This is a genomic window from Brevibacillus invocatus (assembly GCF_003710915.1).
Taxonomy (GTDB): domain Bacteria; phylum Bacillota; class Bacilli; order Brevibacillales; family Brevibacillaceae; genus Brevibacillus; species Brevibacillus invocatus.
Window position 1 is genome coordinate 1 of record NZ_RHHR01000046.1, and the last position, 13,664, is coordinate 13,664.

Annotated in this window: 15 protein-coding genes and 2 pseudogenes; 13 read left to right on the plus strand and 4 right to left on the minus strand. The window is 45.3% G+C overall.

The annotated features are described in order from the left end of the window. The 4 genes and pseudogenes from EDM52_RS24985 to EDM52_RS21215 all read left to right on the plus strand — a co-directional run. A pseudogene (locus EDM52_RS24985) lies at positions 1–211 on the plus strand (IS4 family transposase); the annotation flags it as partial. Positions 212–281: 70 nt separating this feature from the next. Continuing rightward, positions 282–881 (plus strand): short chain dehydrogenase, encoded by a 600-nt coding sequence (locus EDM52_RS21205; RefSeq protein ID WP_122910934.1) that lies wholly within the window; start codon positions 282–284, stop codon positions 879–881. Between the two features lie 20 nt (positions 882–901). Continuing rightward, positions 902–1,483: a GNAT family N-acetyltransferase gene (locus tag EDM52_RS21210; RefSeq protein WP_245997233.1), complete on the plus strand. Its 582-nt coding sequence runs from the start codon at positions 902–904 to the stop codon at positions 1,481–1,483. 154 nt (positions 1,484–1,637) lie between these two features. Continuing rightward, a complete protein-coding gene (locus tag EDM52_RS21215) occupies positions 1,638–2,492 on the plus strand; it encodes an alpha/beta fold hydrolase (RefSeq protein WP_245997235.1) in 855 nt (284 codons plus the stop codon). Between the two features lie 203 nt (positions 2,493–2,695). Here the strand turns inward: EDM52_RS21215 and EDM52_RS21220 are convergent, their stop codons facing one another. The 3 genes from EDM52_RS21220 to EDM52_RS21230 form a co-directional block, all read right to left on the minus strand. Next, entirely contained in the window at positions 2,696–4,330 is a 1,635-nt protein-coding gene (locus EDM52_RS21220; protein WP_122910937.1) for a YcdB/YcdC domain-containing protein, read from the minus strand. Next, entirely contained in the window at positions 4,314–4,859 is a 546-nt protein-coding gene (locus tag EDM52_RS21225) for an RNA polymerase sigma factor (RefSeq protein WP_122910938.1), read from the minus strand. The genes EDM52_RS21220 and EDM52_RS21225 overlap by 17 nt, the downstream gene beginning before the upstream one ends. Before the next feature lie 73 nt (positions 4,860–4,932). Continuing rightward, positions 4,933–6,417: a PepSY domain-containing protein gene (locus tag EDM52_RS21230; RefSeq protein WP_183185254.1), complete on the minus strand. Its 1,485-nt coding sequence runs from the start codon at positions 6,415–6,417 to the stop codon at positions 4,933–4,935. A 558-nt stretch (positions 6,418–6,975) separates the two neighbouring features. Here EDM52_RS21230 and EDM52_RS24840 point away from each other — a divergent pair. From EDM52_RS24840 to EDM52_RS21270, 8 genes and pseudogenes are all read left to right on the plus strand, one after another. Then, entirely contained in the window at positions 6,976–7,251 is a 276-nt protein-coding gene (locus tag EDM52_RS24840) for a Rossmann-fold NAD(P)-binding domain-containing protein (RefSeq protein ID WP_183185256.1), read from the plus strand. A gap of 104 nt (positions 7,252–7,355) precedes the next feature. Next, positions 7,356–7,988 (plus strand): MBL fold metallo-hydrolase, encoded by a 633-nt coding sequence (locus tag EDM52_RS21240; protein WP_221175565.1) that lies wholly within the window; start codon positions 7,356–7,358, stop codon positions 7,986–7,988. Continuing rightward, positions 7,978–9,165: a F390 synthetase-related protein gene (locus tag EDM52_RS21245; protein WP_245997237.1), complete on the plus strand. Its 1,188-nt coding sequence runs from the start codon at positions 7,978–7,980 to the stop codon at positions 9,163–9,165. The genes EDM52_RS21240 and EDM52_RS21245 overlap by 11 nt, the downstream gene beginning before the upstream one ends. Positions 9,166–9,179: 14 nt before the next feature. Continuing rightward, a complete protein-coding gene (locus EDM52_RS21250) occupies positions 9,180–9,482 on the plus strand; it encodes a hypothetical protein (protein WP_183185258.1) in 303 nt (100 codons plus the stop codon). 153 nt (positions 9,483–9,635) lie between these two features. Beyond that, positions 9,636–9,812, plus strand: a complete 177-nt coding sequence (locus EDM52_RS24845; RefSeq protein ID WP_183185260.1) for a Rossmann-fold NAD(P)-binding domain-containing protein — start codon at positions 9,636–9,638, stop codon at positions 9,810–9,812. 247 nt (positions 9,813–10,059) lie between these two features. Then, on the plus strand, positions 10,060–10,215 hold the full coding sequence (locus EDM52_RS25280; RefSeq protein ID WP_245997239.1) for a hypothetical protein: 156 nt from the start codon (positions 10,060–10,062) through the stop codon (positions 10,213–10,215). Next, positions 10,208–10,807, plus strand: coding sequence for a Fic/DOC family protein (locus EDM52_RS21265; protein WP_122910941.1), 600 nt, complete (start codon positions 10,208–10,210; stop codon positions 10,805–10,807). Before EDM52_RS25280 ends, EDM52_RS21265 begins: the two co-directional genes overlap by 8 nt. A gap of 467 nt (positions 10,808–11,274) precedes the next feature. Continuing rightward, positions 11,275–12,423 (plus strand): annotated as a pseudogene (locus tag EDM52_RS21270) (ATP-binding cassette domain-containing protein); the annotation flags it as partial. Between the two features lie 47 nt (positions 12,424–12,470). Here the strand turns inward: EDM52_RS21270 and EDM52_RS25765 are convergent. Further along, positions 12,471–12,668 (minus strand): YgaP family membrane protein, encoded by a 198-nt coding sequence (locus tag EDM52_RS25765; protein WP_221175566.1) that lies wholly within the window; start codon positions 12,666–12,668, stop codon positions 12,471–12,473. A 147-nt stretch (positions 12,669–12,815) separates the two neighbouring features. On the opposite strand from EDM52_RS25765, the gene EDM52_RS21280 reads away from it, so the two are divergent. After that, positions 12,816–13,655 (plus strand): alpha/beta fold hydrolase, encoded by an 840-nt coding sequence (locus EDM52_RS21280; protein ID WP_338068335.1) that lies wholly within the window; start codon positions 12,816–12,818, stop codon positions 13,653–13,655. Positions 13,656–13,664: the final 9 nt, after the last annotated feature.

A 13,664-nucleotide genomic window follows, 5' to 3' on the forward strand; every position in this document is an offset into this window, starting at 1 on the left:
ACTGGGCGGGTTATTCCATCTTCTATGCGATGAAGTAAGCCAACTTGATTGGGCAGTTGCTTTAAAGCAACTCATTGATCTCATCGAGGACATTGCTCAAAAGGCAAACAAGAAGATCACAAAACTGATTAAAACGCAACTCCAACAATGGATCATGGGTTTACCCAGCTATATCAAGGGTTACCTACCTAATTTGAGCTGCGAAAGTTGAGTCATTAAGAATAAACAAAACGCTTAATCGTTGCATGAGCAAAGTTTCTAAATCATTGGGAGGGTTCAAAATGCGGATACTGTTAATTGGTGCATCTGGTACGATCGGAAGTGCAGTTCGCAAGGAATTGGAAGCGCGGCATGAGGTTATTTCGGCAGGACGGAACGGGGCGGATGTAAAAGTCGACATTACCTCCACCGACAGTATTGAAGCGATGTATCAAACGGTTGGGAAGGTTGATGCCGTCATTAGTGCGACAGGGAGCACGTACTTTGGCTCTCTTCTGAAACTGACGCCAGAAAACAATGATATTTCCATTCAAGGTAAGTTGAAAGGTCAAATCAACCTTGTACTGCTAGGTCTCAATCATGTACATGATCAAGGAAGCTTTACATTGACGACAGGCATTATCATGGATGATCCCATCGTGGGCGGCGCGTCATCTGCAATGGCAGGTGGAGCGATCCGAGCATTCGTCAAAGCGGCAGCCATTGAAATGCCTCGTGGGATTCGAATAAACAATGTAAGCCCGACTGTCTTGGAGGAAGCGATGCAAACGTATGGCGATTATTTTCCAGGCTACGAGCCAGTACCTGCCAGCAGGGTAGCACAAGCTTATCGCAAGAGCGTAGAAGGTGCACAAACAGGGCAAACATTCACGGTTTATTAAAAAGAGGAAGGAGAATGGCTTTGAGTAACGGTAAACAATCAGAAACTAAAAATGACATTTTCACGATTGAGTGCAAGGACATCCTTTTGCGTGAGTATTTGATTGAGGATGTGGATTCTCTATACGAGCTTACCCAGCAAGCCGAAATTAAGGAGTTTTTGCCGGATTGGAATGCTTCGAGGGAAAAGCGTTTGTACTGGATGCAGAATTATGAAATTGTTGACAACAAACGGTTTTTACAAGCAGTAGCGGATGGCGGTCAAGTGGGAGATACCTACTTACGTTTAGCGATCATTTTAAAAGAAACGGGCGAGTATATCGGATGGTGCTGTTCGGGGACAAAAGAGGAGCTGCCCCCTCCGAATAGAGAGATCGTCTATGCGATCTCCAATCGTCACACGAACAAGGGATACACGACCCAAGCGGTTGAAGGAATGATTGCTTATCTTTTTGAGAACACCGATGTGAAGGTGCTCAATGCCACCGCCTTGGTTCGTAACATTTCTTCGAACAGAGTCATTCAAAAATGCGGATTCGAATTTGTCGGAACCGTAGAAATCGATCATGAAACAAATAACCATTACAAAATCAGTAAACGATGAACAAAAATACCCTAGGCGGAGACGGTGGTGTCATTGATGAGCTGTTGAAAACCGTGGTGAAGCTGATGGAATAATAGACGCGAAATGAGGGATTCATTTGAATAACGATCCTTGCATCAGGAGCAATAGTAGCTCTCTTACATATTCACCTGGAGTGGAATCACATCAATCATACGGGAAGATGTATGAAAACTGTCTCTCCCATTGGCCGGTCAAGGTAGAATCATCTTATGTCTCGACCAGTTTTGGCCAAACCCATGTAATCACCTGCGGTCCTGAAGAGGCAGAACCACTTTTGCTCTTGCATGGTGCCATGTACAGTTCAACTATGTGGTATCCCAACATAGAATCCTTCAGCCAAAAGTATAGAACCTATGCCATTGATATTATTGACGATAAAAATAAGAGCATGCTGCAAAAGCCGTTGGAAAGCAGGGAGGAGTACGCCTATTGGCTTTCAGAAGTCATGGATGGTTTAGGACTTGGAGTTGCCTATATGGCGGGGCTCTCCTATGGGGGACAATTGATTGTGAACTTCGCCATGCATGATCCGGCGAGAATATTGAAGTGTGTTGTGATGAGCCCAGCCGAGTCGTTCGTATCTTTTCGAGCAGAGTTCTATGCGCATGCTTTCGGCTTGGTCAGTGATCCGAATGGAGTGGAGAATTTCAACAAATGGGTGTTTGCTGACAGATACCAGCTTCCCCCATACTTTGTTGATCAGTTCCAAGCAGGCGTTCTCAGGGAGGATTCATTGTCTGCCGGAAAAGATCGGAAACGGGTCTGGCCTTACGTATGGGCAGATGAAGAATTAAAGAGCATCACAACAGACATGCTTCTCCTGTTTGGTGAACATGAAGTCATGTACAATCCCCTTGAAGCTATGGGGAGAGCGGTTCGACTTCTTCCTCATGTGAAAGCAGAGATTGTCAAGAACGCTGGACACATTCTATCCATGGAGCAAGCCGATTTGGTTAACGAGAAGATCTTACAATTTCTGAGCGAATAGAATTTGATAAAGCACGTCCGTTTGGCTACAGAAAAAGAGGAACTGGATTAAATGCTTCATCCACCTCCACAAGCGGCAGAGGGGAAATACATGAGCCGTATAATTTCATAAAGATGCATGGTCATTAGCTGCCGCCCCTTCAATTGCTATCTGCTCTGAGAGGCGGCAACTATTTATTTATGTTACGGTTGGTATCAGGCTAACTAATCATGCAGAATTTCACCTGTTTTCGCATCCATGGTTACTCTTGAAGATGAACCCGCTCTCTGCCGGTATACGAGCAATGGGTTCTTTTCCTTGTTGCCTGAATCATGGGTCCAACTGTACATCAATTCAAATTGCGTATGGTTCATAATGATGGTAAGCGCATCATCGATCGAGAGGATTTGCTGTTGAGAAGGCAGGGCAACAAGTGCTCGAGCAAAATCACCTCGAATAGCAAGAAGATCTCCGGTTTGATTATTGAGGGTAATAAAAAACGTACGGTCGATTACCGGAATTCCATGATGAAGGGGGACAAAGCAAAATTCTGTCTGATGCTCTTTTTGTATCGTTCTTTCCAATTGCACTTCTTTTATTTCAGGAGCAACTAATGGTTCCAGCACGGATACAGCCTTTTTTGAAAGGGAATGACTTGCCAGTACGTGATTGTCGCTATTGCTGTAACTTCCATTCACCTCTAATCCAATGACTCTCCCTGTTTCACGATCCGTCTGCACGGTAACGATACGACCGTTTTTCTCAACCCACCGATATTGATTCAGATTCGATTCAGATATGATTTGTAAATCCCCATCTTCTCTCGTTTCGAAGAAGGTATTCATTACGACCCGAGCTTCTTTTTCTGTACGGATGGATAGGCCCCCGCCTGATTGGATGAAAAATGGCGAGACGGAATCAGCCGCTAGCATCTGTGTTTGTTCATTAGGCTTGCCTGAAAATGCGTCGATGGATCCGTTGAAATGAAACTGATAGGTCAAGACTGGCGTTTTTTCCAGTACACTCTGTGAAAACGGTGAGCGTTTGGTTGTTGCATATGCCTCGAAATAAACCAGTCTGACGTATTCTTTCAATTTGTGCTTTAGTTCCTCCAGAGATAAAGTTCCGGTTGGTTCAGGAAAATACGATTCCTGATACGCATTATCGTCAATGGTTTCCCATTTCACCCCGCCTATGGAACCATTCTCCAATAGCGATAAGGTCAAGCTTTCGCCCCATACGGGAATACCATTCACGGTTCGCTCAAAAACAAAATGCCCTTCTGACTTTTCGCTCGATCGGGGATTTAACCTGAAATGAGATAAATCGACATTGTAAAGTTTTTTCACGTCCTCTTTCATTTTTTGGGTGACTCCATCCTGAACACTCCGATTCTGATCATTTGAATGTAGCGGTTGTTGCTGTACATTCTGCTTAACCTCGACCTCAAGCTGAGACTGAGCGGGCTTACTTACCCTCCCGGAATTTTTGTGCAGGTTTTGGTCGGTTTGAATGGTGGCAACGGTTTCATTGATCTTACGCTCCCGTGTTAATTGGTTAGGCTGTTCTACTGCTTCACGATTGTATGGAGTTGCTTCACGGGAAGCGGGAGCGGTCAAGTGCTCAGAGGGATTGCTTGCCACCTTCAGTTGCACGAGTTTTCCGGTAGACGTGGTGATACCTATGACGAGGGCTAAAGCCGTGGCGAACTGCATATTTCGGGAAATGCGGTTTTTTACTTGTTGCTTTCGCTTGATTTTTCGCGCTTCCTCAAGCAAGAGTGCTTCCAGCTTCTCTGTGAATTCTTTTCTTGGTTTGAGGATGGACTTATCCTTTTCACAACTACCATCCCAGTTCATGCGTAATCCCTACCTTTATATTTAAATCGGAGGATATGTGGTTGCCCAGCAACTTCAGAGCACGATGGTAATCCACCTTTACTTTTGCCTCACTGCATCTGAGTATGTGTGCCGTTTCTTTTATGCTGTATTCCTTGAGTCCCCTTAAAATAATGACTGCACGATATTTTGGCTTCAACCTTGTTAGCGCATTGTACAATTCACCCTGAAGCTCTTTTTTCTCCAGTTCCTCATCTGGTTTTTCACTCGTGGAAGGGACGCTCTTGAGCCATTTATCGGGATAAAGAAAGAAGAGCTTTTGCTTGCGATAGTGATCAACAGCAACATTCCGAGCAATGGCAAGAATCCAGGTTTTCAGGGATGACTGTCCTTGAAAGGAGGGGAGGGCATGAAGCAGTCTGATAAAAACCTCTTGTGTAAGGTCCTCTGCCTCATTCCGATTCCCTGTAAAATAGACGAGGAACTGATAGACATCCTCGTAATGACAGTGAAAGATCTCCCTGATCCTGATTTCAAGATCTTCATTCAAGATAAGACGCTCCTTTGTAAGAAGCGACCATTCCTTAGCGATGAGAGAATGGTCGCTCGTAAATATGGTCCTCTTACGGAGATATTACCTGTCCCGTAATCGCATCAATATACTCATCACCTTGCATGATTTTCGGACGATACACGTAGGTCTGATTGATCAACCGCAATTCAAGCGGATGCGCCTTCAGGAAATTTGTGGCTGCCTGCTCTGGAGAAATCCGGTTATTGGCTGATGGAAGCTGTACCGGTTTCTGATCAAAATCTCCATACATTCCAGCGACTTTTCCGGTTTCCAAATTGATCGATACCGAGTAACCTCGGTCGGCTACCGGGATACCGCTGTGGACCTTGTAAAAACCGAATGTCACGATCGGATATCTCTGCTCGTACGTTTGTATGTCTTGTGAATTGGCCAGAAGCTCTGCTACATCTTTTTGCAAATAGGTTTGCAGGAATGGCAATGCCATTTTGGCAGCCTGTTCTTCCGAGATCTTTGGTTTAGGATCGCTTCCGGTTGAGCGAAGAGAGGTGTTAAAGGAAATGACCTGATCGTTACGGGTTTCCAGCTCAATTCGTGCAGTCGCACTCTCCCATACATAGCCTTTTCGACCGGGAATAGGGGTTGCTGCGAGTGGAGCATATACCATTCCCTCGAGCGAGATACCGAATTCACGTGTCAGAATGGTTGCTGCTACCTGCTCATTTTTGGCAAAGAGCACCTTGCCTCCCGGATTTACTTTGATAACCGGTCCTTTCGAGATGTTGTACATCCGTCCTGCCACCCCAGTAGGGAAGTAGTTCCCCGTTTTGGCATCCAGCGTGCTGGCGTAAATGGCGGGAGCATAAATTAATGCCGGTCGATGTTTTTCTGTCTGGGATTGCGAATCCTTATAGGTCATACGTTCCAGATAAACCAGGTCCAAAAATTGCGGAAACTTCTCACTTGCCTGTTGAACAGTCAACAGGTTGTTTTGATCCGGCAGTTTATCTGCAACCGATGTAGCCGTACGTTGAAGATGGACAACATCTCCATCAGCATCGACAGCAACAGAAATGGCATCTCCTTCAACGATGACACCATCCATGACCCGTTCGTATAACACAGTTCGCAGTTCCATGGTGCTTCCTGCCTCTTCAATCGAAAGAATGAGCTGTTCTTGACTGCTTGGTTTGTAGTGCTGGAGAATGTCAGCTCCAAGCAGCTTTGGCAAAAAAGCATCTGTTTTTTCTCTTGCAAACTTATAGGCTGGGGGGCTGAACATTGATTTTCCTGACATGATCTGAAACCCCTGAACCGAGCCTGTAGCGGCATGGACGATTATGGTGGCATGGGGCGCATCCTTTCTGTCCGTATCCTGTCTGAGGAAGATTTCTACCACGGGATTGCCCATATTGTCTTTTGCTTGATCGTTGACTGAGACAAAGGGGTAGTCCTGCAATTGGGGATACAGTTTCTTCATATGACCAAGTGTCTCTTTCACTACTCCATTCAACGCTTGCCCCGTAGTGGATAGAACAAGCTCCGATTGGGAAAGAGAATTTGAGGAAATGGCCATTACCTGAAAGGGTGAGATCAAGCTGGTTACAAGGATTAACGCTGTTGTTTGAATGCGTTTTCGGGATTTTCTCATGTGTTTCAATGGAATATCTTCCTCTCATGTTTCTTTTCTCAAACAATAGTCGGAAGAGGGGTGGAAAAGGTTACATTTTTTTGTTGTTTGTACCAATCTGACCTTCTAGCGAAATGATCGATACAGGCAATAACTACAACTCTCGGCAAATAGAGTCCAAGAATAGAAGTTTTTCTGGTACCTTGACCAAGTAAACTTGTCTAGGCATCGGTAAAAACCCCAATCTGTTTCAAAACTCAAGCCCGAAACAACTCGTATCCACTAGAGTACAATGAGCTAGTTGGTTGTTTAATGATCACAAAATTTTGAATCTAGACCCGATAATAAGAGATGAAGACTAGCTAGATGGTTACTTTTTTGTAATAGCGGAGGTTACTCGATGCTGATTCGAAAGGTAAAAATAGCAGGAACCGGAAAATACTGTCAGAACAAGTTGTCACAGCAGAAGAACTGGATAAAAAACTAGGGGTACCTCATGGTTGGGTGCTGAAAAAAACAGACGTTAGCGTTCGGCACTATGTAAAAGAGGAGACTCGTACCGCTTATGCGATCGCTTCGCTGCTGGAGTGGAAAGCCCGCTTGACGCAGAGTCAGAAGGAACCTGTGCTGACTCGATCTATGATTGGGATGCTGGGGAAAAGTCTTACGCTCGATATCACAGCTGCGAGGGAAGAGCTGAACTACGTACCCCTGATAAGTGTGGAGGAAGGATTGGCCGTCTATGTCGCATGGATCAAAGAACAAGACTCATTTATTTAACACCAAAGTCAAGGTAACGCTATTTGAGGCGGGTAGCTGCACCCAATCCGAAAGCATGACGATCCGAGGCGGAGAACGTCGATCCATTCGAATTCCTGCCCTGTTTGCTTGCATCGAACATCCGAGGCTGGGGCCGATATTGTTTGATACCGGCTACTCCCAACGTTTTTTCACTGACACACCGTTTTCCTTACTCGCTCTATCGCTGGGCGACTCCTGTTTTCTGCACTGAGAAGCAGACGGCAGTCCATCAGCTAAAAGTGGCAGGGATCAAAGTGAGCGACATTCAGTACGTCATTTTATCTCATTTTCATGCTGATCAGATTGGCGGTGTGTGTGATTTTCCTCAGGCTTCGTTCGTGTATATGCAGGAGGCCTATGACAATGTAAAACAGCGCAGTGGCTTGTCGGCGATTCGGGCAGGCTTTCTGCCTGATCTGTTGCCTCGCGATTTTGAGAGACGTTCGCTGCCGGTGGATGAAAAACAATTGATCGGAGTGGACGTACCAGGACATGCCGCAGGACAGATGGGAGTTCTGTTCGTTACGGAGGATCAGCCGTATTTTTTATGTGCAGATGCCGTATGGTCGAGCCGAGCTTACCGAGAAGCCTTGCCGCCTCACTGGCTTACCGGATTGATCCTCGACAGTCGACACGAGTACAAGGATAGCTTCCAGCGCATCCATCAGTTTCACAGGGAGCATCCCGGACTGGAGACAGTTTCCTTTGATCGATAAAGAGATCATGATGGAGCATTTTGACCGATTAAACACAGTTGGCATCAAGAAAGAGGAAGCCTTTGCCGTTGCCTATGAAGCAGAACGCAGTCGCGATTTTGCCCCCATGATCGGCTCCATTACAATCGGTCTTTCATCCGGAACATCGGGAAACCGGGGGATTTTTCTGGTAAGTCCGCAAGAACGAAGGGCATGGGCTGGAACGATCCTCGCAAAAATGCTGCCCAAATCATTGCTTCATAAAGAGCGGATTTCTTTTTTTCTTCGGGCGAACAGCAATTTGTACAGCAGTGTCAGCAGCAAATGGATTCAATTCTGGTTTTATGATCTTTTAACGCCTGTCGAGGAGCATATTAAACGTCTCAATGAGCAATCTCCCGGGATCGTGGTGGCTCCGCCATCGATGCTTCGAATACTGGCAGAAGCAAAGCGGAGTGGACAATTGCGGATAAAACCCCAAAAAGTGATATCCGTTGTGGAAGTATTGGACAAGCTGGATCAACAAATCATCGAGACCCATTTTGAACAAAGAATTCATCAGGTCTATCAATGTACGGAAGGCTTGCTTGCTTGTACATGTCCCTATGGAACGCTTCATATCAACGAGAATATTGTGGTCGTGGAAAAAGAGTATTTGGACAGAATGTTAGGGAGATTCACTCCGATTGTTACGGATTTCTCCAGAAGGGCTCAGCCGATCATCCGTTACCGGTTGAATGATGTACTAACGGAACGAGCTGCGCCTTGTCCATGTGGATCTCCCTTTTTAGCGTTGGAGGCAATTGAAGGTCGATGTGACGACATCTTTTACTTTTATAGGTTGGCAGACAACAGGCTGCTGCCGATTTTTCCAGATTTTATTAGCAGGGCGATCATCACCGCTTCAGATGAGGTGAGCGAATATGTGGCGGTTCAACACGCTCCTGACCGACTGGAAATCTCATTGCGATTCAAGGATGGCGGCACGGGATCGGAGTGGGTCGAACAAAAAATAACACAAGCCATCACCGATTTAAGTGTGAAAATGGGCTGCAAACCGACTGTCATCCACTTTCATCTCCTGCAAAACGAAATCATTCGAAACGATAATGGATATGAAAGGCCAGAAGAAATGAAGAAACTACGGCGGGTGGAGAGGAGGTTTCAGCTTGAAAGCGAGCAAGATCCGTTTCTATGATGTGGAGACGATCGATGAGCTTCCATGGCCGGAAACAGAAGATGGCCAATATGCGAAAGCGTTATGGATTACTCGAACAGCATGGGTATGAGGTATTGGATGGAAAGCAATTGACCGATGAAGATATTCTCCGCTTATTGGAATTGTACAATGCCTTGTACCTGCAGAAATATTCGATGTACAATCCACAGTTTAATGAGAGATTTTTCGCTTTAGCGTTGAAAAAAGGGATTCTCCAGCTCCATGCGATCCGAAAAAATGGACGTATCGATGCGGTACTCGGTTATTTTTGTCGCAATGGGGTGATGACCCAGTGAAATCGAGTATTCGGCTGTTTATGATGCGCATTTACCGTTTTATCGCGAACAGCGATTTGGTCCAAGGGCTTCGATTCGATAGCGCTGCTGACGAAAGCTGAATCGCCCTATCAGAAGCCGCTTGCTGCCATTGTCGCTTATGGCAAAAATCTCGTGAAGCATGCGAGTGATCCTCATGATGTCGCCAAAACCGTTGTCCGAATTGCCCAATCCCGCTATCCGAGATTGCGATACGCCCAAGGCAAGGGTGCGCTTGTTGCGATCTGGGGGAAGACGCTGCTGCCGTGGAAGTGGTTTGAACAAATTTTATTGCGCCAGCTTCGGAAATAATTACAAAGCGCGTCGAAATTTGGAATGATAGGGGATACCAGTGGCTGGGGGCGAATTCCTCTTATGACTCTTTCTTGCCTCCTTTAGAACCGCACAATGATGCGGTTTTTTTGATATAATGATACTTAGGTATGAATATGTGTGAGGGGGACAAACTTAAATGCATATACATGTAGTAAGTTTACAAACCAAAATTTTGTATAACAGGGATAGGGTGGATGTATTGAGAAGGTACTCCCAGAAACAGGTGAGACGTGCTCTACTACATGCCAAAGCATCATTGGAGATCGAAGGGATGTTCTTGACGCAGCAGGAAGATCGTTTACTGACGGAGCGTGCGGAAGGAAAAATACGATACAGTGAATTCTTAGCACGTGCCAAGGAAATGGCGAGAAATGTATGAACAAGAGCAATCCAAATATTGTTACCCAAATAGTGATGTCCTCATAAATAAACCTGGCTTCAAGCAGCAAAGTCAGCTCGAAGCTTTTGAGAGACTGGTTACAACAGAGAGATTGAGACTTCTTCAGCTTAGACCATTAAAAGGTTTGTTTGATAAAAAACACCTGTGTGGCATTCATAAGTTTATTTTTAGAGATGTATATCCATTTGCCGGTAAAATCCGGGATGAAGATATTTCCAAAGGAAATTTTCGATTTGCAGCAGTACGTTTCTTACATGATCAGACTGACGAGCTACTTTATAAAGTTAAGACCGAAAAATATTTAAAGGATATTCTTCATTTCGAGGAGTATGTTAACAGAATCACTTACTTTCTCGCAGAGTTAAACGTGTTACACCCTTTTCGTGAAGGAAACGGTAGAACCCAGAGAGAATTTATTCGGTGCTTGGCTTTGCAAGCAGGATATGAGATTGACTGGACAAAGGTTGAACCAACCACCATACTTCACGCGATGATTAAGTCGCCGTTTGATTATTCGGAATTGAAAGATGTCATGGGGAAAGTGCTGTCTAAAAAGAATGAAGAGCAATAATTGAGCGGCTACTTACAGAAATAATCAACCAATACCCCTCATTGACAATCAAACATCTCGATGCTATTATTCAAGACATCAAAAATAGGGAGGAACGCCATCTATGCTACACTCGATGCGTATTCGATAAGCGGGCTATAAAAAAGCGGATTTTTTCCACGACTGTGGGCTTTTTTTGAGCTGCTTACTTTTACGTATGGAGAGACATAGATTGCGATTGGAATAGCAAGTTTGCTATTCCTTGTATCGCCGTGTCCTTTTTCGTGATGAATGCAGACCAAAGCCCGGATGGTGGATTTGGATCTGTATTTTTTATTGCCTCATAACAACTGAGATCGAGATGGAAATGCAAAAGGAGTGAATTCGATGTGTCCTATTCATTGGTACTTCTTTATTTAAATCTCCCTTCTAAATCGCAGGCTATCCTGCGAACCGAGAACTGCGATTTTGATATTTCTGTAGAATATATGGGTCGTGAAGTAGTAGACATTGAAGACTTGGAGCTTCATGAGTACGATCGGATTGGTCTGGTCGGCGTGAATGGAGCCGGAAAGAGCACACTGTTAAAAATATTGCTGGGTGAAATCCAAGTATCACATGGACAAATTCGCAGGGAAGGGAATTTTGCTTACATCCCTCAGCTGGAAGATGGTTTCGTTCAAGAGGCAGTGGATTACGCTCTTGCAGGCAAGCTGGGGATCAACGATGTAGGTGGGGAGCATATGAGCGGGGGTGAAGAATCACGGCTCAAAATAGCAAAGGCTTTATCAGGAGAGGTTCAAGGTATCTTTGCCGACGAACCAACATGTCATCTGGATCAGGAGGGCATCGACTTTTTGATAAACCAGCTGAATTATTTTACGGGCGCTTTGCTGATCGTGAGTCATGACCGCTATTTTCTCGATTAAGTCGTCGATAAAATATGGGAATTGAAGGACGGAACAATCACCGAGTATTGGGGTGGCTATTCCGATTACTTGGCCCAAAAAGAAGAAGAACGCAAAAACCAGACTGCTCAATATAAGCAGTATATCGTTGAAAAGGAACGACTGGAGAAGGCCATCGTCGAAAAATAGAATCAAGCTCGGAAAATGGACCAAAAGGCCAAAGGAGCGTTAAGAAAATACAGCTCAGAAAACGGTGGACGGCTTGCCCATCAAAAAACGGTGGGGAGCAAACAGAAGAAGCTCCATAATGCCGCTAAACATTTGGAGCAGAGAATCGAATTGCTTGGTGATGTGAAGCCCCCTGAGGCTATACGGTCCGTCCAATTCCGACAGTGCAAAGCCTTAGAGCTGCACAATCCTTTTCCGATCACGGGGGCAAATGGAACAGGAAAAACAACACTTTTCAACATGATTCTCAATCGTGAAGATGGGAACTCCTTATCACCAAAAGCAGAAATGGGCATCTTCGCTCAAAATGGTTACAAGATCGACCGTAATCAGGGCGTTATGGCGTTCAAGCAGGAAAACTGCGATTATCAGGTATCGGAAATTCGCGCTGTATTGGCAGCGATGGGATTCTCTCATCACGATGTACGTAAAGAGCTGTCTGTTTTAAGCGGGGGAGAAATCATCAAATTACAGCTGGCAAAAATGTTGCTGGGACCATTCTTTTCATTTCGCACGATGTCCGTTGGGGGCTGTTCGCTACTCCGGTTTCACTTGACCCGGCATGTGTTGATGCCAAACAATCGGTAAAAGAAACAGATGCCCGTAAACGGGTTAAACAAGGGAAAAAGCCCTAACAACCCAAAAAAGCGCCAATTGGATTCGAATAGAAAAAGCAGGGACAACAAGAGAATGCTGAACAGGGAACGCAGGGTACGGTCCAAGATTTGGATCTGGCCTCTATGCAATGAGATGATCTTCTTTTCCGCTTGCTGTCAGGGGTAGAATCCTCTCAAGTGAAAGCTGTCTTTTGGAGCAGCCAGGGAGGTTTTTTTCGAAAGTCATCGAATAACGTTGTAAAAAGTTATATTATTCAGAAAAACAGGAGGCGGTCGATGATGAATCAAGGCGGCAAGTCCATAAAGGTTGAACCTGGTGTTGAGCTGTTTATTCAGGATATTGGGCATGGCGTCCCGATTGTGTTTATTCCGGGCTGGACGTTTACCACCGAAGTCTTCCATAAACAAGTCGAGTATTTTCAAAAAACGAACAGAGTGATTGTCATCGATCCGAGAAGTCACGGGAGATCCTCCATTACGATGCATGGAAATGATTATGCGACACACGGCGCTGATTTGGCAAAGGTGATGGAAGCATTGGAATTGAAGGATGTGACATTGATTGGCTGGTCGTTTGGATGCTTGACGATGTGGGAATATATCCGACAGCATGGGACCCAAAATATCAAATCACTGGTCTTTATTGATCTGTCAGCCAAGCCGTTATCGACCAATCACGAGCAGGATTGGGTGGAAGGACCACTGGATGAGATAGCCGCAGCTTATAACTATTATTTGCGGGATTCGGAAAAGCAGCGTGAGTTTATTTCGGCATACGCAACGGGTGTGATGGTTCAAAGGACGCTGGAGGAAGGGGAGCTAAGCTGGATCGTCGAGCAATCTTTAAAAACGCCACATTACATCGCGGCAAATTTGTTTGCGTCCGGGATGTTCTCCGATTATCGGGAAGAAGCCAGACTGGCAAGTGAAGCTGTGCCGACGCTTACCGTTATTGCGGAGCACTGGGCGGATACAGCAAAGAGGTTCGTTGAGCACCATGCTCCGAAATCCGCGATCGAAGTACTTGGTGGACACTTGATGTTTTGGGAGCATGACGAGAAATTCAATCAGATGCTGGGTCAGTTCATGCATGCTCAAAACCCTGCTGGAGCGTAATCTCGGTGA